General features: G+C 38.8%; 19 protein-coding genes. 17 read left to right on the top strand and 2 right to left on the bottom strand.

The features are described 5' to 3' along the window. The first annotated feature begins 2 nt into the window (after positions 1-2). The 7 genes from AB5618_RS06595 (at position 3) to AB5618_RS06625 (ending at position 7,895) form a co-directional block, all read left to right on the top strand. Positions 3-506 carry an antirestriction protein ArdA gene (locus AB5618_RS06595; protein WP_008977178.1) on the top strand — a complete coding sequence of 168 codons (504 nt, stop codon included), beginning with the start codon at positions 3-5 and terminating at the stop codon, positions 504-506. Positions 507-615: 109 nt separating this feature from the next. Then, the gene (locus AB5618_RS06600) at positions 616-1,014 is read left to right on the top strand and encodes a conjugal transfer protein (protein WP_003061368.1); all 399 of its coding nucleotides are present in this window, start codon (positions 616-618) and stop codon (positions 1,012-1,014) included. After that, positions 992-3,442, top strand: a complete 2,451-nt coding sequence (locus tag AB5618_RS06605) for an ATP-binding protein (protein WP_368366588.1) — start codon at positions 992-994, stop codon at positions 3,440-3,442. The genes AB5618_RS06600 and AB5618_RS06605 overlap by 23 nt, the downstream gene beginning before the upstream one ends. Further along, on the top strand, positions 3,442-5,640 hold the full coding sequence (locus tag AB5618_RS06610; RefSeq protein ID WP_021390039.1) for a CD3337/EF1877 family mobilome membrane protein: 2,199 nt from the start codon (positions 3,442-3,444) through the stop codon (positions 5,638-5,640). Before AB5618_RS06605 ends, AB5618_RS06610 begins: the two co-directional genes overlap by 1 nt. Then, on the top strand, positions 5,637-6,644 hold the full coding sequence (locus tag AB5618_RS06615; RefSeq protein WP_368366589.1) for a lysozyme family protein: 1,008 nt from the start codon (positions 5,637-5,639) through the stop codon (positions 6,642-6,644). Before AB5618_RS06610 ends, AB5618_RS06615 begins: the two co-directional genes overlap by 4 nt. 15 nt (positions 6,645-6,659) lie before the next feature. Beyond that, a complete protein-coding gene (locus AB5618_RS06620; protein ID WP_032544460.1) occupies positions 6,660-7,562 on the top strand; it encodes a conjugal transfer protein in 903 nt (300 codons plus the stop codon). Between the two features lie 102 nt (positions 7,563-7,664). Beyond that, positions 7,665-7,895, top strand: a complete 231-nt coding sequence (locus AB5618_RS06625; protein ID WP_002322999.1) for a hypothetical protein — start codon at positions 7,665-7,667, stop codon at positions 7,893-7,895. Positions 7,896-7,952: 57 nt separating this feature from the next. Here the strand turns inward: AB5618_RS06625 and AB5618_RS06630 are convergent, their stop codons facing one another. Continuing rightward, positions 7,953-8,276, bottom strand: coding sequence for a helix-turn-helix domain-containing protein (locus AB5618_RS06630; RefSeq protein ID WP_003436079.1), 324 nt, complete (start codon positions 8,274-8,276; stop codon positions 7,953-7,955). Positions 8,277-8,401: 125 nt separating this feature from the next. Between AB5618_RS06630 and AB5618_RS06635 the strand changes: the two genes are divergently transcribed. The 10 genes from AB5618_RS06635 (at position 8,402) to AB5618_RS06680 (ending at position 16,813) form a co-directional block, all read left to right on the top strand. Further along, positions 8,402-8,920, top strand: coding sequence for a nitroreductase family protein (locus AB5618_RS06635; protein WP_003436077.1), 519 nt, complete (start codon positions 8,402-8,404; stop codon positions 8,918-8,920). Positions 8,921-9,119: 199 nt separating this feature from the next. Then, the gene (locus AB5618_RS06640) at positions 9,120-9,890 is read left to right on the top strand and encodes an ABC transporter ATP-binding protein (RefSeq protein WP_002323002.1); all 771 of its coding nucleotides are present in this window, start codon (positions 9,120-9,122) and stop codon (positions 9,888-9,890) included. Continuing rightward, positions 9,880-11,859: an ABC transporter permease gene (locus AB5618_RS06645; protein ID WP_002323003.1), complete on the top strand. Its 1,980-nt coding sequence runs from the start codon at positions 9,880-9,882 to the stop codon at positions 11,857-11,859. The genes AB5618_RS06640 and AB5618_RS06645 overlap by 11 nt, the downstream gene beginning before the upstream one ends. 58 nt (positions 11,860-11,917) lie before the next feature. Further along, complete coding sequence (locus tag AB5618_RS06650; RefSeq protein ID WP_009264385.1) at positions 11,918-12,577, top strand: DNA-binding response regulator; 660 nt, start codon at positions 11,918-11,920, stop codon at positions 12,575-12,577. Then, entirely contained in the window at positions 12,574-13,575 is a 1,002-nt protein-coding gene (locus AB5618_RS06655; protein ID WP_002323005.1) for a sensor histidine kinase, read from the top strand. The genes AB5618_RS06650 and AB5618_RS06655 overlap by 4 nt, the downstream gene beginning before the upstream one ends. 47 nt (positions 13,576-13,622) lie before the next feature. Then, positions 13,623-13,997: a GntR family transcriptional regulator gene (locus AB5618_RS06660; RefSeq protein WP_002323006.1), complete on the top strand. Its 375-nt coding sequence runs from the start codon at positions 13,623-13,625 to the stop codon at positions 13,995-13,997. Positions 13,998-14,288: 291 nt separating this feature from the next. Next, positions 14,289-14,708, top strand: a complete 420-nt coding sequence (locus AB5618_RS06665) for an RNA polymerase sigma factor (protein WP_002322726.1) — start codon at positions 14,289-14,291, stop codon at positions 14,706-14,708. Positions 14,709-14,711: 3 nt separating this feature from the next. After that, on the top strand, positions 14,712-14,966 hold the full coding sequence (locus tag AB5618_RS06670) for a helix-turn-helix domain-containing protein (protein ID WP_002322727.1): 255 nt from the start codon (positions 14,712-14,714) through the stop codon (positions 14,964-14,966). A 374-nt stretch (positions 14,967-15,340) separates the two neighbouring features. Further along, positions 15,341-15,544 carry an excisionase gene (locus AB5618_RS06675; RefSeq protein ID WP_002322728.1) on the top strand — a complete coding sequence of 68 codons (204 nt, stop codon included), beginning with the start codon at positions 15,341-15,343 and terminating at the stop codon, positions 15,542-15,544. Between the two features lie 78 nt (positions 15,545-15,622). After that, entirely contained in the window at positions 15,623-16,813 is a 1,191-nt protein-coding gene (locus AB5618_RS06680; RefSeq protein WP_002322729.1) for a tyrosine-type recombinase/integrase, read from the top strand. 223 nt (positions 16,814-17,036) lie between these two features. Here the strand turns inward: AB5618_RS06680 and AB5618_RS06685 are convergent, their stop codons facing one another. Further along, positions 17,037-25,340, bottom strand: a complete 8,304-nt coding sequence (locus tag AB5618_RS06685; RefSeq protein WP_368366590.1) for a phage tail tape measure protein — start codon at positions 25,338-25,340, stop codon at positions 17,037-17,039. Positions 25,341-26,501 lie beyond the last annotated feature (1,161 nt).

Here is a 26,501-nt window from a genome sequence, read left to right on the forward strand (position 1 = left end):
TTATGATTGATGATATGGCGGTTTACATTGCTAATCTTGGCAAATACAATGAGGGCTATTTAGTTGGTGCTTGGTTCACGTTCCCCATTGACGAGGAAGATGTGAAAGAAAAAATCGGATTGAATGAACAGTATGAGGAATACGCAATCCATGATACCGATAACTTTCCCATTGCGATTGGCGAGTATGTTTCCATTGAAGAACTTAATGAGATGTATGAAATGATAGAGGAACTTCCCGACTATATCGTAGAGTGTCTGGACGAATTTATCAGCCACTACGGGACTCTGGAAGAAGTCGTGGAACACAAGGACGATATTTATTATTATCCCGACTGTGAAACCATGACAGATGTTGCCTACTACTACATAGACGAATTGCAGGCACTTGGCGACATTCCACCCAGCTTACAGAACTACATTGACTATGAAGCCTACGGGCGAGATTTGGATATGGGCGGTTACTTTATTGAAACAAGCCGAGGTATGTGCGAGATACCATACTAACGCTGGAAGATCAGCGACAAGCATTGTTGCTACTGACAGCGTATTTCTCTTTTAAGGGACAGTCTGAAACATGGCTGTCCTTTTCTATTTTGAAAGGAGCTGAAAGAACTTGAAAAAGATTAAATCTTATACGGGTATCTGGAACGTGGAAAAAGTCTTGTATGCAATCAATGACTTTAACTTGCCCTTTCCCGTTACCTTTACACAGATTACATGGTTTGTGATTACGGAATTTATCATCATTCTGTTTGGGGATATTCCCCCACTTTCCATGATTGAGGGAGCATTTCTCAAATACTTCGGTATTCCCGTTGCTCTCACTTGGTTTATGTCGCAGAAAACCTTTGACGGAAAGAAGCCGTACAGCTTTTTGAAATCACAGATAACCTATGCCCTGCGACCTAAAATCACTTATGCAGGAAAAGCCGTAAAACTGCATAAGCAGATACTCAATGAAACAATCACGGCAGTAAGGAGTGTGAACTATGTTCCCGATAAAATATATTGACAATAACCTTGTCTGGAACAAGGACAATGAGGTATTCGCCTACTATGAGCTGATACCGTACAACTATTCTTTCTTATCCGCAGAGCAGAAATTTATCGTGCATGACAGTTTCCGACAGCTTATCGCACAGTCCCGTGAGGGTAAAATTCATGCGTTGCAGATTGCCACAGAAAGCTCAATCCGCAGTATGCAGGAACAGTCAAAGAAGCTGGTAACTGGAAAATTAAAGGAAGTTGCCTATCAGAAGATAGACGAACAGACCGAAGCGTTAGTATCTATGATTGGGGACAATCAAGTGGACTACCGCTTTTTTCTTGGCTTTAAGCTCATGGTTACGGAAGAACAGCTCAATCTGAAGAACATCAAAAAATCGGCGTGGCTGACGTTCACAGAATTTCTTCATGAAGTGAACCACACGCTGATGAATGATTTTGTTTCCATGCCGAATGATGAAATCAACCGTTACATGAAAATGGAAAAGTTACTGGAAAATAAAATCTCCCGTCGCTTTAAGGTGCGTCGCTTGGAAATCAATGATTTTGGGTATCTCATGGAACATCTTTACGGCAGGGACGGTATCGCTTATGAAGATTATGAGTACCAGCTACCAAAGAAGAAATTGAACAAAGAAACGCTGATAAAATACTACGACCTTATCCGTCCGACAAGGTGTGTGATTGAGGAAAGCCAGCGGTATTTAAGATTGGAACATGAGGACAAGGAAAGCTATGTGTCCTATTTTACCGTCAATGCGATTGTCGGCGAGCTTGATTTTCCGTCAAGTGAAATCTTCTATTTCCAGCAACAGCAATTCACATTCCCCGTTGATACTTCTATGAATGTAGAAATCGTGGAAAATCGGAAAGCATTAACGACAGTCCGCAACAAGAAAAAGGAATTGAAAGACCTTGACAATCACGCTTATCAAGCAGGAAGTGAAACCAGCTCAAATGTGGTGGACGCATTAGATAGCGTGGACGAGCTGGAAACGGACTTAGACCAGAGCAAAGAAAGTATGTATAAGTTAAGCTACGTCATACGGGTGTCTGCACCCGATCTTGACGAGCTGAAACGCCGTTGTGATGAAGTCAAGGACTTTTACGACGACCTCAATGTAAAGCTGGTGCGTCCTGCTGGGGATATGCTGGGGCTTCATTCTGAATTTTTACCAGCCAGCAAGCGATATATCAATGATTATGTGCAGTATGTAAAATCAGATTTTCTAGCAGGGCTTGGTTTTGGTGCGACACAGCAGTTAGGAGAAACTACGGGTATCTATATGGGCTATTCTGTTGATACGGGAAGAAATGTGTACCTGCAACCGTCCCTTGCCAGTCAAGGTGTAAAAGGTACAGTTACCAACGCTTTAGCGTCTGCTTTTGTCGGTTCGCTTGGCGGTGGGAAATCGTTCTGTAACAATCTTCTGGTGTATTATTCGGTGCTGTTTGGCGGTCAAGCACTTCTGTTAGACCCTAAAAGTGAGCGTGGCAACTGGAAAGAAACGCTCCCAGAAATCGCCCATGAAATCAATATCGTAAACCTAACAAGCGACAAGGACAATGCAGGACTTCTTGACCCGTTTGTGATTATGAAGAATGTAAAAGACGCTGAAAGTCTGGCAATCGACATCTTAACATTCCTTACGGGTATTTCTTCAAGGGACGGAGAAAAGTTCCCCGTACTTCGTAAGGCGGTGCGTTCCGTTACCCAGAGCGACAAACGGGGCTTGCTTCATGTGATAGACGAGTTACGCCGTGAAGATACGCCAGTATCAAGAAATATCGCAGACCATATCGACAGCTTCACGGACTACGACTTTGCACACCTGCTGTTTTCAGACGGTACGGTGGAAAATGCTATCAGCCTTGATAACCAGCTCAATATCATTCAAGTAGCGGACTTAGTATTGCCAGATAAGGACACGACCTTTGAGGAATACACGACCATTGAATTATTGTCGGTGTCTATGCTGATTGTGATTAGTACCTTTGCTCTTGATTTTATCCATTCAGACAGAAGCATTTTTAAGATTGTCGATTTGGACGAAGCGTGGGCGTTCTTAAACGTGGCACAAGGCGAAACTTTATCAAATAAGCTGGTTCGTGCTGGACGTGCTATGCAGGCAGGCGTTTATTTTGTTACACAATCTTCTGGGGACGTGTCAAAAGAAAGTCTGAAAAACAATATCGGCTTGAAGTTTGCCTTTAGAAGCACCGACATCAACGAGATAAAACAGACCTTAGAGTTTTTCGGTATCGACAAGGACGATGAGAACAACCAGAAACGCTTGCGTGATTTGGAAAACGGACAATGCTTATTGCAGGACTTATACGGGCGTGTCGGTGTGGTGCAGATACACCCAGTCTTTGAAGAACTGCTACACGCCTTTGATACCAGACCGCCCGTACAGAGAAATGAGGTGGAGTGATGAAAGAAAGGATAAAAGGTGCGTTCACAAAAAAGAAGATACTTCACGTTCTCAAAATGGCTCTGTTTGTCGTGGCACTCTCCCTTATCCTGCTTTCACTTCTGGGGACGGTGGCTCATGCGACGGGGCTTGTGGACGATACCATAAACGCAGAAAATCTTTACTCAAAATATCCCCTTTCCAACTACCAGCTTGATTTTTATGTAGATAATAGCTGGTCATGGCTTCCGTGGAACTGGCTGGACGGGATTGGAAAATCAGTACAGTACGGGCTTTATTGCATTACCAACTTTGTCTGGACTATCAGTTTATATTTGAGTAATGCAACGGGCTATGTGGTGCAGGAAGCCTATAAACTTGATTTTATTAACGATATGGCAGACAGTATCGGAAAGAGCATACAGACCCTTGCAGGCGTAACACAGAACGGCTTTTCTTCCACGGGCTTTTATGTCGGTTTCCTGCTTCTTATTATCTTGGTGGTGGGACTTTATGTTGCTTATACGGGACTGATAAAACGGGAAACAAGCAAGGCACTTCACGCTGTTATCAACTTTGTGGTGGTGTTCGTGCTGTCCGCTTCATTTATTGCCTACGCTCCCGACTACATCAAAAAGATAAATGAGTTTTCAAGCGACATCAGTACCGCTTCTTTGGACTTGGGAACAAAAATCATGCTCCCCAACTCTGACAGCGAGGGCAAAGACAGCGTGGACTTGATACGGGACAGCCTATTTTCTATTCAAGTGGAACAGCCGTGGCTACTTCTGCAATTCGGTAACAGCAACGCAGAGGAAATCGGAACAGACCGTGTCGAAGCTCTTGTATCGGCAAGCCCAGAGGACGAGGACGGGAAAACCAGAGAGGAAGTCGTGAAAACAGAAATCGAGGACAATGACAACAACAATCTAACAATACCGCAGGTCGTGAACCGTTTAGGTATGGTGTTCTTCCTACTGTTCTTCAATTTAGGGATAACGATATTTGTATTCTTGCTTACGGGCATGATGTTGTTTAGCCAGATACTTTTTATTATCTTTGCAATGTTTTTACCTATCAGTTTTCTACTTTCTATGATACCGAGCTATGAAAGCATGGCAAAGCAGGCAATCGTAAGGGTGTTTAATACCATAATGACAAGGGCCGGAATAACGCTCATTGTAACGGTGGCGTTCAGCATTTCCAGTATGTTTTATAACATATCCACGGACTATCCGTTTTTCATGGTAGCTTTCTTACAGATAGTGTGTTTCGCTGGTATCTACATGAAGCTGGGCGACTTAATGAGTATGTTCTCTTTGAACGCTGGCGACAGTCAAAACATGGGACGCAGGATATTCCGCAGACCATATCTGTTTATGCGACATAGAGCTAGGCGTATGGAAAGACGGCTTGCTGGTGCGGTTACTGCTGGCGGTGTTGCTGGTGCGGTGGCAGGTAGCACGATTTCAAACAGAAAACCGACAAGGAACACAGCCACAAAAGACAGTCGGGGCAATACATCTACTTCCAGCATGGGACAGCGTGCAGGCTCAAAGGTGGGGGCTGTCTTAGATACGAAAAATAAAGTGAAAGACAAGGCAAATGCTGTCAAAGAGAATATCAAGGATATGCCGACACAGACCGCTTATGCGGTGTATTCCGCAAAGGAAAAGGCAAAGTCCAGCGTGTCCGACTTTAAGCGTGGCATGGTGCAGGAACAGCTGTCCAGACAAACGGGACGCTTGGAAAGGCAAGAACAGCATAGGCAGAATATCGCTGACAAGCGTATGGAGCTTCAAAAGGCACAAGAAGCAAGGCAGGCACAGCGAAAGGCTGACGGATCAGCGACAACGGGAGCTACCCGTCCCCATGAGCGACCAGCCACAGCTTCAACCATTCCAAAGCCGAGTGCAGAAAAAATGCAGGAAGTCAAACGTCCTGCCACAGCAACCACTTCTAAAGCAAGTGAGCCAGTCAAGACAACTGTTATCAAAGAGCGTCCGTTATCTTCTGGTGCTTCTGATAGGAAAGCGACCCAGTCGGCACAGATAGCACATAGGCAGAATGTAGAAAAAGTGGTATCGCAGGAAACACGCCAGAATTACACCAAAGACCGCAGGACAAAGGTTCAGCAGACCCAGAGCGTCCAGAAGAACCAGCAGACCACAGAGAAAACCCGTAACCTTGTAACGAAGAAAGGACAGAAGAAAAAATGAAACTGAAACATATCGCTCTTATCGGCAGTCTGTTTCCTCTCCTCTTTTCTCTGGTGCTTTTCTTTGGTGTCCTCATTAGTGCGGACAGCGACGACGAGAACAGCAATTTTTCTTCTGGCATTACGGGTATGAACTTACCCGCAGAAGTCTTGAAACATCAGCCTATGGTGGAAAAATATGCCAAAGAATACGGTATTTCCGAGTATGTCAATGTATTGCTGGCTATCATTCAAGTAGAAAGTGGCGGTACGGCAGAAGATGTTATGCAGAGTTCGGAAAGTCTTGGTTTACCGCCTAATTCCTTAGATACAGAAAGTTCAATCAAGCAGGGGTGTAAGTATTTTGCGTCCCTGCTTTCTTCCTGCAAAAATCAAGGTATCGACGATTTGAATGTAGCGATACAGTCCTATAACTATGGCGGTGGCTATGTGGGCTATGTGGCAGGTAAAGGAAAGAAACATACATACAATCTTGCAGAGATTTTCGCCCGTGAGAAATCGGGTGGAAAGAAAGTAACCTACACCAACCCGATAGCCGTTGCGAAGAACGGGGGCTGGCGGTATGGCTATGGAAATATGTTCTACGTCGAATTAGTCAATCAGTATTTAACTGTTCCGCAGGTATCGGGAGAGCTGGCACAAAAGGTAATGAATGAAGCGTTAAAATATCAAGGCTGGAAATATGTCTATGGCGGTAGCAATCCCAACACTTCTTTTGACTGTAGCGGACTTGTTCAATGGTGCTATGGAAAAGCTGGTATCTCTTTACCGAGAACAGCACAAGCACAGTATGACGCTACCCAACATCTTCCTCTTTCGCAGGCAAAGGCTGGGGACTTGGTGTTTTTCCATTCTACCTATAACGCTGGTACTTATGTAACGCACGTTGCAATTTATGTAGGGAATAACCAGATATATCATGCAGGCGACCCGATAGGATATGCAGACCTAAGCAGTAGTTACTGGCAACAGCACTTAATCGGTGCAGGACGAGTAAAACAATAGAAAGGACTTGAAAATATGTTTAAGAAGAATAAGAAACAGACAGAAAATGTCAAAGAAAAAATGGTGCGTACTGTCAAAGTAGGCACACATAAGAAAACCGTGATTGCGTTGTGGGTGGTGCTTATCGCAAGCGTGAGCTTTGGGGTGTATAAGAATTTTACCGCTATCGACCAGCACACCACCCATGAAAAAGAAATCATTGAGCTTCGCTTGCAGGACACCAACGGGATAGAAAATTTCGTAAAGAACTTTGCGAAGTCCTATTACACATGGAGTAACAGCAAAGAAGTGATTGAAGCAAGGACGCAGGCAATCAGCGGTTATCTGACAAAGGAATTGCAGGACTTGAATGTGGATACAATCAGAATGGATATACCGACCAGCTCCACGGTTACAGATGTGATTGTGTGGAGTATCGAACAGTCGGGAACGGACACTTTTTCTGCCACCTACGAAGTAGATCAGCAGATAAAAGACGGAGAACAGACAAGCAATGTCAAGGCAACTTATACCGTGAAAGTCCATGTAGACGCTGACGGGGATATGGTAATCGTGCAGAACCCTACCCTTGCACCAGCAATCGAAAAATCAGACTATGAGCCTAAAACACCAGAAACCGACGCAAGCGTGGACGCTGATACTGTCAATGACGCTGCCGCATTTCTGGAAACATTCTTTAAGCTGTACCCGACAGCCACAGAAAAAGAACTTGCCTACTATGTATCGGGAAATGTGCTTGAACCTATCGGCAGGGACTACCTTTATTCTGAACTGGTAAACCCTATCTTTACAAAGGACGGGGGCAATGTGAAAGTCAAAGTATCCGTGAAATTCCTCGATAATCAGACAAAGGCAACGCAGGTATCACAGTATGAGCTTGTGCTACATAAGGATAGTAACTGGAAGATTGTAGGATAATCAAGAGAGTTCATTTATTGATTTATTTTTTCTTATGCGGTATATTTGAAAGGAAATATACCGCATTTGGTGTAACAGAAAATTTAATTTAGGAGTGATATTTTGATAGGACTTAAAAAACGAGATATAAAAAAAGCATTGAAAGCAGGTGCAAATGCTAGCGGTGTGTCTTTAGCTGATATACGGGCTGATATTGAAGCGACGATTGATGAAGCTATGAACAGTACAGACCCAGAGGTGCAGGCAAATTTCAAAAAGTATTTTGGGAATAAACGTCCTACGCCAGAAGAATATATTTACAAGATTACGAAAAAAACAAAAGTTAAGCTGTAAATAAAAACGCCGTGGTAAACAACTCACAGCGAGAAATCTGATTATCACGGCTTACAATCAGTTTTGGAGTAAATAATTTTCGCCCCAGTTACAAAGTTCATCAAGAATTGGTGTTAAGGTTTTTCCAAATTCAGTTAAGGAATACTCTGTTTTTGGTGGGACGACAGGATAAACCTTACGGTTAATCAATCCGTCTTTTTCCAGTTCACGAAGCTGTTGTGCTAACATTTTGTCTGTTGCTTTTGGAATGAGCTTATGAATTTCACTATACCGTAATGTTTTATTCATTAAGTGCCATAAAATGACCGCTTTATATTTTCCGCCGATTAGTTGAATGGTTGCTTCAACGGGACAACTAAAACCACAACAATTATTTTCCATGATGTTCTCTCACTTTCTTTTTAGGTAGTATATTACAAAATAGTGCGTTCTTGTCCAATAGACTATTACGGATATAATTATAGTATAGGTTGACCTAATTCACAAGAACAAAGGAGATTAAAAAAATGAATGTATTAGATATTGCAAAAAAGAGATATTCCGTTAGAACATACGAAGATAAGCCCGTAGAAAAAGAAAAGCTGGATAAAATACTTGCTTCTGCTCATGTTGCACCAACTGCGGCGAACTTACAGCCAGTTAAATTGTTGGTGGTGCAGGACAAAGAACGATTGAAAAGCATTGCAAAAGCTGGAAATATATATAATGCTCCATTGGCAATTATTGTTTGTGCAGACCATTCAAAAGCGTGGAAACGACCTTTTGATAACAAACAGACAACAGATATTGACGCTACTATTTTGACAGACCACATGATGTTGCAGGCAACAGAGTTGGGATTAGGTACAGTTTGGGTATGCTTTTTTAAACCAAATGTAATCAAACGAGAATTTCAATTACCAGATAATTTAGAACCAGTCAATATATTAGTCATTGGTTATGGGAAAGAAACACCAGCAGACCCAGAACGTCATTTTGCTACACGTATTCCTATGGAAGAATTGGTTTCTTACGACTATTTATAAAAGGTTTGTAATTGTAATTTTTTAGACAATGAAAGTAACGGGTCGTGAAAATGCTTCACAGAATTGTGATCTGCATTATCACGGCTCTTTTACTCTCTGTTTACTTTCAAAACTGTAAGTGTAATTGAATACTGCCCTTGCTATAATTTAATCGTATTCCAAAACAAATAAATGTGGCAGGAAGAAAGGAGCGATTTTAATGGAACACATTTTAAATTTAGAACAAGTAAAAAAATACTACGGGGGTAACTCTGGAAATATCACAAAGGCAGTAGACGGTATTTCTATGTATGTAGACAAGGGCGAATTTGTCGCAATAATGGGAGCTAGTGGTTCTGGAAAGACTACCCTATTAAACTGTATCTCTACGATTGATACCGTAACCAGCGGACACATTACAGTCAACAATCAAGATATTACCAAAATCAAAGATAAAGATTTTGCTGATTTCAGACGTGAAAATCTAGGGTTCATTTTTCAAGATTTCAACCTTTTAGATACCTTAACGATTGAAGAAAACATTTCTTTGTCATTGGTAATCAACAAACAGAACCCTGCTGATATTGACAAACGAGTTCATGCTATCGCTGATAAATTGGGTATTCGTGATATTTTATCGAAATTTCCTTATGAAGTTTCTGGCGGACAAAAACAGCGTTGTGCTTGTGCAAGAGCCTTAATCAATGAACCGAAACTGATATTAGCTGATGAACCGACGGGAGCTTTGGACTCAAAATCTTCCAGATTGTTACTGGAAACAATGTCTGACATCAACAAGAAAATGCAGGCTACTATTTTAATGGTAACACATGACCCGTTTAGTGCGTCTTTTTGTAAACGTATTTTGTTCTTGAAAGACGGTAAAATATTCAATGAAATTTTCAGAGGGGAAAAAAGCAGAAAAGATTTCTTCAATGAAATACTGGATATATTAACCTTGCTCGGAGGTGAAGTGGGAAATGTTAGGTAAATTAGCGGTTAGAAATACAAAAAGAAGCATTAAAGATTATTTGATTTATTTGATAACTGTTACTATCGCATTTTCTCTTATATTTGCTTTTAACTTAGTGGCAAGTTCTGAAGAAGTAATAGAATTATCGACAGGCATGGATACGTTTAAGTATATTCTAGCTTTTGTGAATGTTGTTATTATATTTGTTATCTGTTTTTTGATTAACTACACCACAAAATTTATGTTTGAAAAGCGAAGCAAAGAGCTTGGAACATATATGCTTCTTGGAATTAGAAAAAAAGAAATTGCTCGATTGCTTGTAATTGAAAATGTGTTATTAGCGATATGTGCTTTGGTTTTGGCTATTCCTCTTGGGTTCATATTTAGTCAATTTGTATCATTGGTAATTGTAAACTTATTAGGTATTCCAGAAGTAATCTTTATTTCAATAAATTTTGTTTCCATAGGATTGCTTGCTATTTACTTTTTGGCAATATACGTATTGGTTCTGCTTAATCTTTTACGAAGAATTAGAAAAATGACGGTACATGATTTTCTTTATTTTGATAAGCAGAATGAAAAGAAAATGTTCCGTAGCAATAAAAAGAGAAATATTATTTTCATTGTTAGTGTTATATTAGGAATTACTGCTATTTTGCTTTGGGCTTCACGTTGGACAATGGAAAACAGCGGTAAACAAGAAACTCTTACGTATTTGATGATTAGCATGATGATGTTGATTATCAGTATTTATGGTGTATCAGCTACTTGTGCAGATATGTTGTTGTCGGTTTTATTGAAAAATAAAAAACTTAAATATCAAAAAGATAACCTTTTTGTAACAAGAACTTTTGCGTCAAAAGCAAGAACAATGAGTTTTACGTTCGGGACACTTTCCATGTTGATATTACTTTCTTTGTTATGTTTAAATTTTTCAAGTATCAATAAAGGAGTGTATAAAGCAAGCATAGAAATGACAGCTCCGTTTGATGTTCATGTGTTTGAAGAAAAACAACCATTTAAAGATTTTAAAGAATATGTGAATGTTGTTGATGAAGATTATACAATAAATAAAGCAATCGAATTTGATGTTTATAAAGAACCGAAACATCAAATGCAGAATTATTTTGACGTGCAATTTTATGATTATGACCCAGTAATGAAATTAAGTGATTATAACGAAATACTGAAATTAAAGAATATGGACACCATAGAATTAAGTAATGACGAGTATTTTCTTGTAACTAGCAAAGATTTGTTATATAAAGTTGAAAACAACAAGGATATTGAAAAAATTCAGTTGACAAGTGGAAAAGAATTAAAACTAAAGGGCATTGATACAAAAACGTATTGGTATCAAATAAATAATACTGGAAGATTTGCTGTTATTGTGCCTGATGAATATGTTCAAGGCTTGGAAGTATCTGAGCAACATCTGATTATAGATACCATAGAAGAAACAGATACAAAACTTAGAGAAAAAATCAAACAAGATTTGAAACATCGATTAGTAATAGTAAATGATGATGGTGAAACAGTCGTACAATATTATAGACTTTCTGTAAGAGGTTCTGCTATTGAAGAACAAAATACGATGACCGCTATGATTGCAAGCATTTGTCTTTATATTGCCTTTATTTTGATTTCGGCAGTTGGAACAGTTCTTGCTATTCAATCACTAAGTGACTCTACAAAGTACAAATATCGCTATCAAACATTAAAAAGATTGGGAGTGAATGATAAATCATTATTTAAAACAATCAGAAAGCAATTACTAATATTATTTGGTGTTCCAGTTATTTATTCAATTCTTGCAAGTTTCTTTATGCTGGTATCAGTCAATAATGTTTATAAAATTTATTTAGAAAGTGAGTATAGTTATTTAATTTACTTCGTAGTAGGTTTGGCGATTTTCTTCTTTATCTATGGAATTTATTGGATAGCAACGTATATCGGTTTCAAACGAAATATCAATGAGGAGAGTTAGATTTTTCTTGCTCTCCTGCTGTGGAATTATTATAATGGTAAATCAAGGGGGTGTGGAAATGAGAATAGCAATTATCGAAGATGATGAAATCACTCGTCTGGAGCTTTCTAAACTATTGAACACCCAAGGATATGAAACAGTCTTGTTGACTAACTTTGAAAATCTGACAGAGGAATTAAAGCAATATTGCGTAGAGCTGGTTTTGCTTGATATTAACCTGCCGTATGAAAATGGCTATGAAGTATGCAGGAAAATAAAACAAGCTATGCCAGTACCTATTATCTTTGTAACAAGCAGAGATACAAATGCTGACGAATTGAAAAGTATTCAAGTGGGTGGAATTGACTTTATCACAAAGCCGTATGACACGCTTATTCTTCTTGAGAAGATCAAGCGTGCATTGCAGTTATCAAACCCGAATAATTTCCGTGAGCTTGTTAAAAAAGATTGTACCCTTGATTTACATTTATCTATTTTGAAGTATCAAGAGAAAAGCATTGAATTGACAAGAAATGAATTTCGTATTTTATACTACTTCTTTATGAACGAAGATAAAGTTATCAGTAAGGAAGAACTATTGGAAAAGCTGTGGAACGACAAATATTATTTAGACGAAAATGTATTACTGGTTAATATGACCCGTCTAAAAAAGAAAATGAAAGAAATCGGTATTGTTCATTTATTGGAAAATATACGAGGAAAGGGTTGGAAACTGTGAGCTTTTTTACATTCTTAGAAGAAAAAATAACAGAGATATTGTTTCAGCTTTTCTTTCTTGCCTTAGTAGCATTTCTCTTGATTTTCTACGGTGTAGATACGCTATTTGTTGTATTGCTGGTAATTCTGTTCATCAGCATACAAGGGCTTTTTCAATGGTGTTTGTATCGGAAGAAACGTAAGGCTTCGCAACATATTATTGATTTAGTAGACGGATTGGAAGAAACCTACTATATTGCAGATGTTTTACCAAAGCCAAAAGAATTTCAAAATGAAGCCTATTACTACGCACTAAAAAAAGCCTGCAAATCTATGAATGATGAAATCGGTAAAATCACAGAGGAAAAGCAGGATTATCAAGAATATGTGGAAAGTTTCGCCCATGAAATTAAAATACCGATAGGAGCATTGTCTTTGACGTTCGATAATACGAAAAATTACACGTTAAAAAAAGAAACAGACAAGATATTTCAGTTGGTGGAACAAATGCTCTACTATGCAAGGAGTGAAAATACGGAAAAGGACTATTTTGTAAAACAGTTGCAGTTAGACGAAGTGATACATAATGTCATTCTGAAATTTCGTCATTCACTTATGGAAAGGAAAGTAATTATCAATATCCATGACATAGAGAATGTTGTATATACTGATGAAAAATGGCTGACATTCATTCTATCTCAAATCGTGCAAAATGCGATTAAGTATTTTGACAAGCAGGAAAACAAACTGACGATATACAGTCAAGACAACGGAACAAATATACTGCTTGTGATAGAAGATAATGGCTGTGGAATAAAAACGTCTGATTTATCCCGTGTATTTGAAAAAGGCTTTACTGGTTCTAACAGAAACAAGGCAAATGCAACGGGCATGGGACTGTATTTATCGAAAAAATTATCTGATAGACTAGGTTTGAAATTGGATATTACTTCTAAAGAAACGGAATATACAAGACTGACAATTACATTCCCAAAAGGAACAGTCCATAATTTACATTAAGCATTGAATAGTTGCTTATTGATGATAAAACAAAGGAAGTGATACACATGGAGTTATATCTTAATGATGTTTACCCTTATGCACAACAAATATCAAATTATATAGAACGAGAAATTTTTCAACAGAAATTAAAAGCAGGTCAAAAGCTACTTTCAATAACAAATTTAAGTAAAGAATTAAATGTTAGTAAACATACAATTCAATTATCTTATAAAATACTGAGAAAGAAAGAGTTAATCGTAAAAAAAGGAAATGATTTTTTTGTTACAAAAGATAACTGCTGTATAATAACAAAAATGAAAGAAGAAACAGATTTACAGATAATCAAATGTCTGCATGAATTAGCAGAAATGGGATATTCAAGAGAACAAACAAAATCCTTGATTTTAAGAAAATTAGAAACTTTAAAATTTCCTCAATAAGTTCGATTAGGCATTGCATAGTATTTTGCTGTAAGGGGGCTTGAGTTATGGAATGTTTTAAGTGCAATTCTTTACAATTTAATTCCACCTAACAGTACACTATTAAAAAATAAATATTATTTAGCTTTAAAAGCTCGTACAGACTATATGTTTTGTGCGGGCTTTTTTCATACCCGAAAAAAACTTAAAAATTTTTCAAAAGAGGTCATTAAATCACACCTAGCTGTCCTTATATGGTGCGGAAAGAGGGATAAACACTTTTCAAATCATAAAGGAAAGGAGGTGAGATTGATGAAACCGTCTGACTTCCAGAAAACAGTTCAATGTCGTTTTGAAAGTTGTTTAAAGAAAGTTGTTCGTAGTGTCGTGAAAGATTATTACAAGGAATTAAACCGTCGTAAAAATAAAGAAATATCTTTCAGCGAATTGCCAGATGTCATTGTTGATAAAATGACTGTTTGGGACGACTACGAAACAGATTATACAATCTTTTCAGTATGTGGCATTGATATTCGTGTCCTTGATGATGAATTGGCAGAAGCATTGAAGAAACTTCCAGAAAGAAAACGCAATACTCTGTTGATGTATTACTTTTTGGAAATGACAGAAAGTGAAATTGCCAACTTGCAGAAAATCACGCAAAGCGGTGTATTTAGAAATCGACATCACGCTTTGGAAATTATGAAAAAAATACTCAAGGAGGAACATTAGAAAATGAAACAGTTATTTAAAAAGCCGTCCTATTACTTGATTTCATCAGCTATGGACGGAAACGAAAAAGCGATTGAGAAATTGCTGGCATTTTATGACCCGTACATATCAAAGTGCTGTTTACGTTCACTTTATGACGAATATGGCAATGTTTATATTGTTGTAGACATGGAATTAAAAGGACGTATCAGAGAAGCACTTATCAAAATGATTTTAGGTTTTGATATTGAAGATATGGACTTAGAACCAGAAGAATAAGCAGTTTTTAGCGGAGCATGATTTAATATCCCCCCCTCTTTCCTGCTCTGCCACCTGCTTTTATATGAAAGCAACACGCTTTCGCCACAGCTCTTTGACAACTGAATAAAGCAGACAGATACGTTTGTGAGATGGCGAGCCACGGGGACTGTACGCCACGACCTTTTCAAAAGAAAGCGAGCGACCCACGCAGTGATCCGAGAGCGACTGTTGGAAAAGTTGTTTTGCCACGACCTATCCTCACAGAATAATGATACGTCCGCATGGTGCGGTTCTGCCCACAAGAATGGGAATAGTTGAGATACTAATGGAGCTTTCCAAAGCCGTCTGCCTGCTTGTAAAAAACGACACACAGTAAAGGGGGTGCATAGATTATGAACAATACTGATGTGCCTATTTGGGAAAAATATACGCTGACGGTTGAAGAAGCGTCCAAATACTTCCGCATTGGCGAAAAGAAATTGCGTAAATTAGCCGAAGAAAATCTTGACGCTGGCTGGGTTATCGTGAACGGCAACCGTATTCAGATTAAGCGAAAACAATTTGAAAAAATCATAGATACATTGGACGAAATCTAATGTCATTGAGCCGTAGATATGGTATAATAAGATATAGCGTATCACGGCTCATTCCATGACGGAAAGGAGCTTTACACTATGTCTAATGTGAAACGAAAAGACAGTAAAAATCGCAATTTGCGTAATGGAGAGAGCCAGCGAAAAGACGGAAGATACGTTTATAAATATACCGATATATACGGAAAGCCACAATTTATCTATTCTTGGAAACTTGTACCGACAGACAAGACACCTGCTGGAAAGCGTGATGATATATCGTTGAGGGAAAAAGAAGCACAGATAAAAAAAGACCTTAACGACGGTATCGACACAGTCGGTGGTAAAATGACAGTCTGCCAGCTTTATGACAAGAAGAACAGCCAAAGAAAGAACATCAAGAGGGCTACTGAAAAAGGACGACAGTATCTTATGAACGCTCTGAAAAATGACCCGTTGGGTATGAGGGCGATTGATACTGTTAAGCAGTCGGACGCTAAAGAATGGGCTATCAGAATGAGCGAAAAAGGATATGCCTATAAAACGATTGATAACTACAAGCGTTCCTTGAAAGCGTCATTTTACATGGCGATACAAGACGACTGTATCAGAAAGAACCCGTTTGAATTTAAGCTAAGTGATGTTCTGGAAGATGATACGGAGCAGAAAGTTATCCTTACACCAGAGCAGGAAGAACGCCTGCTTGCCTTTATGGAAAAGGACAAGATTTACAGCAAGTATTATGATGAGGTTGTGCTTCTGCTGGAAACGGGACTTCGTATTTCTGAATTTTGCGGATTGACGACGCATATTGATATGCAGAATAGAATACTCAATATAGACCACCAGTTATTGAAAGATAGCGAAATGGGCTACTATATTGAAACGCCAAAGACCAAAAATGGAAAACGGGAACTTCCATTGACAGAACGTGCTTATCAAGCAATCCAAAGAATACTAAAGAACAGAGGAAAAGCACAACCGCTGATTGTAGGTGGTTACAGCAATTTCCTATTCTTGAACCGTGAGGGCTTACCTAAAGTTGCAGGAAACTATGAGGGCATGGTGCGAGGACTGATTAAGAAGTATAACAAGTATCACACAGACAAGTTACCGAACATCACACCACATTCATTCCGACATACTTATTGTACGAATATGGCAAACAGAGGAATGAACCCAAACACCCTGCAATATCTCATGGGACACGCTAACATAACCATGACACTTGGCTATTACGCACACGGTACATTTCAATCTGCAAAAGCAGAGCTGGAAAGACTGGCTTGTTAATATCGGAGCTTATATTTACTACTCATTTACTACTTTTGGTTGCATTTTCATGCTGGTAAATGCCAGCTTATGCAAGGTATCTTCCAAAAAGAAAATACCGATAAAGCTCTAAAATACGGGATATATCGGCATTTACCAACTTATGAAAAGATAATCAGAAATTTAGTAAGTTTTTAATTCTAAAAAATTACATCCTTCAAAAATCACTCATGCAGCATTTCGCTCATCTCAAACTTTTGAAATCTCTTACCTGTTTCTTGTCATGTGCCTGGATTTTCTTGTCCAAGTGTTTGTCAATTTCCCTCAGAATAGACTCTGTATCTTGCGCACCATCAATATAGAAGTTATTTACATAAGTGTTTCCACTTAGATTCTGAATATTTTGGATATTCTTTTCTATAGCTTTTGCCATTCCAGCATAATCAGGCATGTTTTTTTGTGTAGCAATAGTTGAATTATCTAACAACTGTTTCGTAAAATTAGCGTCAAACACCTTGTCTCCCTGGTTTAAAAATGTGAGCGTACCGTACTGCTTGGAAAAGACAGATTCCATGCCTTTCTCATTCACTCTGTAAATTCCAGATTTATTTACATAGTTTGTTCCAGAAGCATAACCGGTAATATTTGTAAGTCCAGACTGTGAAATCTCACTATCAGATAATCTGTAATGTCTTAATATTGAAGAAATAGCATTGATTGTTCCGGCTGTGGATAGTCCTGCATTCTTCACAGCATCATTAATAGCTGTAGTCATTTCTTCCATATTAGAGCTTATAGTATTAATCCATTTATCTAGATCTTCACTCATATCAGCAGACAACTTGTCAAGTGCGTCTGTCTGCATACTATAAGCATGATCTGTGATTGTATCATTCAGATCTTCTTTTGCACTATCCAATTGCTCTTGGAGCTTGGCTTTTCTTGCCTTATCTTCTGCACTGGTGCTTCCTTCCAACGCCGCAATCTGTCTCTCCAACACTTCAATATCTTTAGTCTTATTTTTCAGTGTTTTGTCATAGTCATAATAGTTTTTCTTGGCTGACAAAGCTTCTTTCCTCTTATCAATGACCTTGTTCAGCACATCCAACTCAGCCTGAGACTGGGATTTCACCAGCTCCAAAATGGAATTCCTGGAAGAATAAATATTTGCAGTGGTACTCTTGATATTTGCGTCAACATCCTTGAGCTTCTGGTTATATTCATCCTCGCCAAACTTCCCAGCGTTGTAGTCATTGATAATCTGCTGTCTTTCCTTTATATAGGTTTTCAGATTTTCTGTGGAAGCATTGATATCATCTACATCCAACGTAATTGACAATGCACCTGATTCTGTAAGAAGTCCTGTGTTCTTATCAATTTTCATATCATCAGAAATCAGAGATTTAAGACCATCCAGCTTATCACGGAACCTGTCAACCTTTTCTGCAGCTCTTTTAAACTGTTCTTCGTAATAAACACCAATCTGAGATTGCTTCAATTCCTCAATTTGTGTGTCATAGTCTGCCACAGCATTTTGCGCTTCTTTGATTTTTGTCTGCATGTCCAGCCATTCTTGTGAATTTTCCACGATTGTTCCAGCTTCAACGCCATCATCTAACTGCTTAGTCAATTCATCAAGCTCATTCTGTTTAATTGCCATCTCAGCCTGAGTGTTGCTTATCTTTGTGTCATAGTCAGAAGATTTTTCGTAATCTCCGTGAGCTTTTGCCAGGTCTATATTCTTTTCCTGATATTTACTCAATTGCTCTTGGTAACTTAGAAGTGCTTCGTAATATGTCTTCGCATTATCAAATTTCGTAGATACCGCTTCCACTGTAGCCTGAGCAGATTCCACCTCGGCTGTCATAAGGTTTTCATTAGCTTCTGCAAGAGCATTTGTGGCAATGGTTACATTCTCTTTCTTCTTTTTACTGTCTGCTAAGGCATTATTGTAGGCGGTCAGAATTTTTAACTGCTTTGCATCAGTGATTCCAGTTGTATCAATTTCTTTGCCAGCTGCAATCTTTTTTTTCTGAGCTGCTGTAAGCTTCTTACTGTTCTTATATTTCTTCTGAAGCTTTGCAAATTTTTTGTCAGCTTCTTTCTTCTGCTTATTAGCTGTAGCGACATTGGCATTTGCTTGCTCAACAGCAGTTTTTCTTGCATTCTGTTCTAACTTCTTTCCAGAGACTTGCTGGTCCACCAGGCTATTCATATATGATAATGAATCACCGGAATCATACGCGGTTAGAGCTTCATTTACATTTGATTTCATGGAGTTATATGTAGAATTAGAAGAATTATAATTAGATTTTGCCGTAGATAATTTAGATTTTGCAGATGTGGCTTTCTTATTCGCTTTGCTCTTGTTTGTCACAGCCTTATTATAAGCGTCAGCTTTTTTCTTCTGGGAACCTGACATACCAGTAGTATCAAGCTTCTTACCAGATTTCACCTGTTTCTTCTGTTCATCAGTAAGATTTGTTTTCAGTAAGGATTTAGCAGTAGATTTAACCTTATTATCAGCTTTTCTCTTTTCACTGGAAGCTTTTTTATTAGCAGTCTTCGCAGATTTCAACGCTTTGTTATCTGATTTCTTCTGATCCTGAGCTTCAGCCAGATCCTCTTTCATTGTCTGCGCAAGAACAGCCTGAGTAGATCCCCCTTTTGTTGCAGCGGTTAATCTGGAAGAGACAGCATTAATACCATTATATCCAGTAGTCAAACGATCAATCTTTTTCTCAGCTTTCTCTGTAGGCATGTTAGCCCATTGCTCAAACAACTTCTGTTGTTCATTTCTCAGATCAATAACAGCCTGTTTACAATCTTGTGCTTTCTCATACCAACTCTGATATTCTGAGATAGCTTCTGCTAAAGCCTTACCCTCATCTGTGCTAGTGTCCATATCTTCAATATGATAAGCACCGGACTGTACCAATTTTTGATATTTCTTAGGAATTGGTACATTTATTTCTCCACCATCACTATTGTAATAAGTGTATTTTTCAGCAACAGAATTGGCTTTCTTCATGTAAGCAAGCTCACCTTTGGTGTTAGCTTTCATCTCATAGTTCATGGTTTTCATCTGTTTCTTTAATAAAGATGTCTTTAATGCAGATGTGATATAATCCGTAATCTGATCTGATATTTTCTTAACCTTTTTCTCCCATGTTTCCAGCTTCGTAGCAACCCAGTCAAATGTTTTCATAGACTTCTTTACGGTTTCTGTGGATTCTTCCGTAGCTTTGGTATGACTTGTAGTAGCTTTGGTATCTGCATTGGTAGCACTGGTAGCCTTTGCAGTGTTACCACCGGATACGACAGATTTTTGCGCTTGCTTTACACTGATCCCACCTGTTACCATAGCATTGCCTGATACAAGAGCTTTCCCGGATATATCAGGACTTGTACCAGACGCTAACGCAATTGCTCTTGAAGCTGTAAATCCATTGCTTAACAATTCCTCGGTCTGTACATGGTTAAATACAATTGCATTCTGCGGAATACTTGTAAATTCTGCTCCGTTATCACCAACTGTATACCATCTTCCAGTATGTGGGTTAACGATCATCTCTCTGCCTAATTCTCCCACAAGAGTAGTACCAGGGTGCTTATTTCCCCAATCACCTGTAACTTTAGCAGTTCCAGATACGTGAGCCGTTCCATTCACGCTATTAGCCCCATTAGTAGGAGCAGAAGTGTTTCCCCAATTAATGTGTCCTACAGCCTGAAATTGAGTTTTTACCTGTGAAATATCATTACTCCACAACACCGTACCGTCACTTTTCTTTTGAGCAGCGGCGTAAGCATCAACTTTTGTCGTATCATTATCCCAATCAACTTCACCTTTTGCATCATGCTTTGTTTCTTGGAATCCAATAATAGCAGAATCATCTATACCGGCTTTTACCATGACTTCATTTGTAAGCTTATTACTAATGCTGTCCTGGATCGTATCAATTGAACTATCATCTATAGATAATGTAGCTTTTACATTTGTATCAAGCCCTTTAATCTTATCTGCTACAGCTTCCACATTTGCCTGGGCTTCTGAGGTGTCCATTCCAAGTGTCTCTTGCATCTGCAATGTGTTCTGCGCTGTCTGGAATTCTTGCAACAATCCAACAGCTTCTCCAATCTTACCGGAAACCTGGCTTACATCAACATTCATTACAGCTGGTGCTTCTAATTGTTGTTTCTGAGCAACGCAATACTGAATAATTGTATTCGCCTGATCTACTTCTGATGAATCCACGCCTACCTTTGCTTTAACACTGTTCATCTCTGATATGGTATCATCCAATGCAGAACATTTTTCTTCTGTTGTCTGTAAATCAGACACATCAAGATTAATCTTCAGGTCTTCATTCCCAGCAACACTACGTAATGCCTCTGAAGCTTCAGTGGCAGCTACAGCAATATCACCCATTGTCTGAATGCCTTCATCCGACCAATCGAAGTTGGCTCCAAATTCCTGCATCTCACCGAACATTGCTTGAACCATAGGCATTGAAAGATTCATACCCTCAGCAAAATCTTCCATGGTCTTCCCACCTGCTACCTGGTAGTTTTCACCAGCTTCATCCAGGACCATAAGACCTTTATCCATAGCATTTTTGCAGAACTCTTCTATATTAAGTCCGGCTCTTTCACCATCTTCATTGCGTGTAAATAGGTTATCTATACTGCTCAAATAGGAATTGATCGCATTTTCATCTGTACTGTCTACTGTATCTGGAATGAGGAAGTCTAAAGAAGCTTGATAATCTTTACGTCCCACTCTACCATAAATGTCTGAGTCTGTGTTATTTAATGTATCGTCAATCTGCTTAGATGCCGTAATTGCATCGTCAAACATATCACCGCTCTCAGAGCTATTCTGCGCATCCTTCCACTGTTGATAAATTCCAATAGATTCCATCAATGAAGAATTTAACAAATCAAGCTGACTACACTGATCCACGATAGCATCATTACATGCAAGTAATCCATCAATCTGTTCCTGGATAGATTCTGCACTCTTTCCAGTAGCATCCGTATTATCAAGGAGCTTCTGACGTAAGGCTTCAATCTGCTTGGCATTTTCTAAGTATTCTTGCTGTTTCTGAGCTTTTGCCGTGTTATTTGTGGCAACTTGTTCTTCCACTTTTGCATTTGTTAATTTTTTAACATTCTCTTCATTTAGAACTAAACTGCCATTAACGTATTCAAGGCAATCCCTATAGTCAGCCAGCGCATCTGAAGAAAAATCATCATAGCTTACAGATATGCCAATAGACTGAGAGTCCAACGCCTCTTGCACAGAACTAATTTCCTGTAACAGATTTGAACTGTCCTCTTTGGCAAGATCAGAGAAAGACATCTCCACATTGCTTGCACTATCAGCTACATTATTCAATCCATCAGCAGACATATTACTGATATAACCCAAATTTCCAAGTGCTGTAATAAGTGGTTGAATTTCACTAGCAGATGTACCGGAAATTATTCCTGCTTGTTCTGCTGCCTGAACGAGATAATTAATGGAATCCACATCACCTGAAGACACAGCAGCCTTAAAATCAGCATCGTCCATATTTAACTTCTTGATTTCTTCAGCTACAGATTGTAAATGCTTCTGGAATCCATTTTCACCCTCACCGGAAAGAGCTTGATTGAACTCATTCGCTTTAATAGCCGCAGTATTCAGCTGATCTCCAATTTCTTTGAACTGTGAGGAATACTTAGATGCGTCTGTGTTCATTAACACTTGAACGCTTTTATTTATATCATCATAATACTGCTTTGCATCTGCAATCTCGTCTGCATTTCCACCTGATATTGCATCATTGTATTTATTTACAGCGTCTTCATATTTGTTCAACCATTCCAAAGCAGTCTTACCAGAATATTGTTGTTTATCGGAAAATAACTCAGCTTGTTTCGCCTGATTGTATAAATCCTGATATTCTGTCAAAATGTCATTGGCTTCTTCCAAACCACCAGAAGCATAATCAGATAAACTCGTCAGCACATCACTTTCACCGTATTGCTCTTGGATTGATCTTATTTCGTTCATAAAATCATTCAGAGCATCTTTAGCAGTAGAAGCGTCTGCATTGAACTCAATTTCAAAATTACCAGTTCCTTCCATGCCTTCCTGAAGCTTGAATACATCATCACCATACTTCTTTTTGAGCTTGGCGATTGCCTGGTTAATAGCATTAGACTCTTCAGATCCGTTATCAGAATACTGTCCAAGATAAGCATGGCGCTCTTTCTCCATCTGCTTCTCTGCTTCTTCAACGCCTTTTTTATTCTCATTGAGGAATCGCTTTGATTCTCCAGTAGAAAGTTCCTTCAGTTTTGCAATCTGTGTATCAAGAGAATCATTAATTAAATCCAAACCTTGTACTTGGTTTCCGTAACTCTCTGTTAATGAGTCTTGGATTTCCAGCAGATCAGACTTAGCCTGATAAGCTTCCTCTTCAGAAAGTGTACCATTATCCAGCGCAGTACGAAGTTCCGTAATCTTATCAATGTTGCTCTGCAATGAGGTATTATTATCCTCCCAAGCGTTTCCAGCTTCTTGCGCTTTGTCAACAGCTTCTTCAATTGATCTTTTATATGCGGAAAAAGCTGATACGACAGCTGTTACACTTGCAGCAATTAAGATCAGAGGATTGGCTAACAATGTAGACATTAAGCCTGATAGCGCAGAGCTAAGAGAAACTGTTGCTCCGGTAGCAGTCGTTTCAGCACTTGCTAATCCCATTGAAGCTACAGCAGCACTCGCCTGTGCTTCCGTCATTCCTTGCCCCATTAACACCGCTACTCTTTGCGCATCTGATAATGCTGTACTGGATAATACAAGTTTAGTTTGGGATTCTGAAAGACCTTTCGTGAGATTAATTAGATTTGCCATATTAGAAACGTCAAATGTTCCAGCGGATTCCGCTGCTTTTACCAACTTCAGAGCATTAGACAGATTTGAAAATTCTTTTGTTGCACTGGTAACCATAGTTACTAACTGACTAAGAGCATATGTAGCACCAGCTGTTCCAAGTCCTGCCAATGCTCCTTTTAGAAGTCCTGTTTTCTCCGTGAAGTCTACAACTGCTTTGGAACCATCCAAGAATCCAGCATATAAATCTCGGGAGATCACACTAGATGACAATGATTCCAGGGAGGCTTTTAAGGAATTAGTCTTTGCCTCAAGTCCTTCCAAGTAGAGATCAAACTTTTGCTCACCACTGCCTTCTGAGTTAGCAGCAACATCAGTATATTTTTGTACTCTGTCGTAGTATTGCATTAATATACGAAATTGATTCTGCATGCGTTGGCCACCAAAAGCAATTGAGGTGGCGTTCTGCTGTGCCTGGTTCATGGTGTCCCACTTAGAAGCAAGTGCATCTAATACATCAGAAGCACTGTTGTATTCCGTCATAGTTTTTCTAAGATTAATTCCTACATTTGCAAGTGTGGTCTCAACATCAGACAGCTTTTCAGTCGTTCCATCTTCATCTACCAACTCCAACTTACCGGATTTAATATTAGTCATACGAGCCAAAATAGACTTCATAGCAGTTCCCACAGTAGACATACTTTGCTGTGTGACTTCACCGATAGTTGCCACATAACCCAATAAACGGTCCATAGAGATTCCGGCTTGATCCGCAGTAACAGCAACTCTTGACATTGCTTCAGCTAGACCGGCTGAATCTGTAGCCGAAACGAGGTCAACTGACGAAATCTTATCAACTACCGACTCAGCAGCATCAGCCTGTAATTTATATCCATTCAAATTTGCTGTAAGATATTTTGTTGCATCTTCAGAGGACATGTTACCAACCTTAGAAAGAACCATTGATGATTTTACAAGATTATTGACTTCATCAATTGATTTTCCCTGTCTAATCCAGGCATCTGCTCCTTCACTGACCTGTGTGGTAAGTGATCCCAACTCTTTTGCCAGTGCATTATAATCATTCATCATACCGTGTACTGTATTATAATTAGCACCTGTCGCAAGCTGCAAAGCTACTGTGGCATTGTCTAGCTCCTTGACCGTGCTCACTGCATCTCTGGCAGCATCACCTACTTTATAAATAGCATCTGTCAACAAATTAGCAGCTGTAAATGTGCTAAAAGCGTCTTTCAGTGTACTGCCAAAACTCTGGAACACACTTTGTCCCTGAACACCTGCGCTATTAAGACCATTAATGATATTCTGCATCTCAGCATACCCGGATGTATCAATGGTTGGAACGCTATTTCCACCACTGTTCACAGCCCTCTCAACAGAGCTTCGCAGACTATCTGTATTAACCCTCAAGTTGATTTCAACGTCTGTAATCTGATTAACAGCCGCCTGAATATCAGCTGCCATTTGTTCTGAGTCAATCTTAAATTTAATAGGTAACTCTACATCTTTCAGTGCAACTTCCAGATCAGATTCCAAACTCTGCTTATTTACTTGAATGTCTACCTGAACTGGCTCGTCCCCAGTTGCCAATTGACTAATTGCAGACCTCATCTGAGACAGCAACTCTTCATCATTGATCTTCACATTAATCTGAACCGCATCTTCAGCACCAGAGGTAGCAGACTGAATAGCATTCCGGATATCAGATACAATTTTTTCTGTATTAATATCCACATCAAGATCGTATGTATTCTTCACACCTTCGGAAGCAGTCTCAATATTCTGCTGAAGTCTTTCCCGAATCTGGTTCGACATTGCTATCACATTGTCAAAAGCATCAGCTTTAATCCCAGCTGCCTGATCTGGTGTCATATTTTCCGCAGATATAACCTGAGTCATGTCCTGTCGTGCCTGAGCCAGAACTTCAAAAGCTCTTTTAATCTGGTCTGCTTGTGTAACAATGTTATCGGCAAAGTGTTCAGGAAACATGCTTGTCATTTCTCCCCAGATGGAGTCAATAGACACACCTTTACTTGCTTCTCTGACAATATGACCAATGTTATTATTTAGAAGCTCCTTGTAATCATCACCGGACAAAGCTTTCTTCAAATCATCTGATACATAAATCTTCTTATCTTTGAAATAGCTGTAGAACTGGTCGTAAATCCCCATTTTGCCCTGAATAATGTTGGCATTCTGAGAAACACTGTTCGCAAGATCACTCAGCCCAGATATAAAAGCATTACCTTTTCCACCTTGTAAATTAAATTCCTTACCATTCCAAGTCTTACTTAACTCAGACATTACGCTGTTGATCTGTCCTTTAAGTTTACTGATTGCTGATTTATCCGTTATATTAAATGCGTCCGCTAACTGTTTACTCAGCCCAGATGTATCAATTTTTGTGGCTTTCAGTCCTTTTTCAATGCTCTTTGCCAGATTGTGTGCATCATCATTACCTTTAATATCAATATCAAGAGTTACTTTTTGTTTTTTTATAGAATCAAGCTGTTCCTGGACTTTAGATAAATCCAGGTCAGCTCCAATTTGCATTACAAAATCACTCATCTTTTGCATCCTCCTTTATTCTGTTTATTGTAAATATATTTATATTTTTCATAATAATAAAAGATATATAAATATATATTTATGCTATTTTGTTATAAAATCATTGGGTTTTATAAGATAATAAATATAAATAAATGAGTATTATTATATTTTTATATATATTTATTTTTTAAATAAATGTATGAATTTTGCCGATAATATATGGCTTTTTGATGTCTTTATAGATATATTTATTTG

Origin of the sequence: Ruminococcus sp. J1101004sp1_RTP21198st1_B9_RTP21198_201120, assembly GCF_040924245.1 — a bacterium.
Taxonomy (GTDB): Bacteria; Bacillota; Clostridia; order Lachnospirales; family Lachnospiraceae; genus Blautia_A; species Blautia_A faecis.